Origin of the sequence: Streptococcus oralis, assembly GCF_004127215.1 — a bacterium.
Taxonomy (GTDB): domain Bacteria; phylum Bacillota; class Bacilli; order Lactobacillales; family Streptococcaceae; genus Streptococcus; species Streptococcus oralis_BD.
The window spans coordinates 1-399 of the sequence record NZ_QEWJ01000137.1; the positions used below are offsets into that span (position 1 = coordinate 1).

Consider the following 399-nt stretch of genomic DNA (forward strand, 5'->3'; position numbering starts at 1 on the left):
ATACGCTCGCTGATGTACTTGCTGATGCTGATGCACTCGTTGAAGCAGATACGCTCGCTGATGTACTTGCTGATGCTGATGCACTCGTTGAAGCAGATACGCTCGCTGATGTACTTGCTGATGCTGATGCACTTGTTGAAGCCGACGCGCTCGCTGATGTACTTGCACTTACTGAGGCACTCGTTGAAGCAGACGCGCTCGCCGAAGTACTTGCTGATGCTGACGCGCTCGTTGAAGCCGAGGCACTCGCCGATGTACTTGCTGATGCTGATGCACTCGTTGAAGCAGATACGCTCGCTGATGTACTTGCTGATGCTGATGCACTCGTTGAAGCAGATACGCTCGCTGATGTACTTGCTGATGCTGATGCACTCGTTGAAGCAGATACGCTCGCTGATG

The 399-nt window shown here is 52.6% G+C and carries 1 protein-coding gene; it reads left to right on the forward strand.

Annotated elements, in window-relative coordinates; all coding sequences use genetic code 11:
• A partial coding sequence (locus tag DF216_RS10910) for a hypothetical protein (RefSeq protein ID WP_206280093.1) occupies positions 1-399 on the forward strand: 399 nt, incomplete at both ends.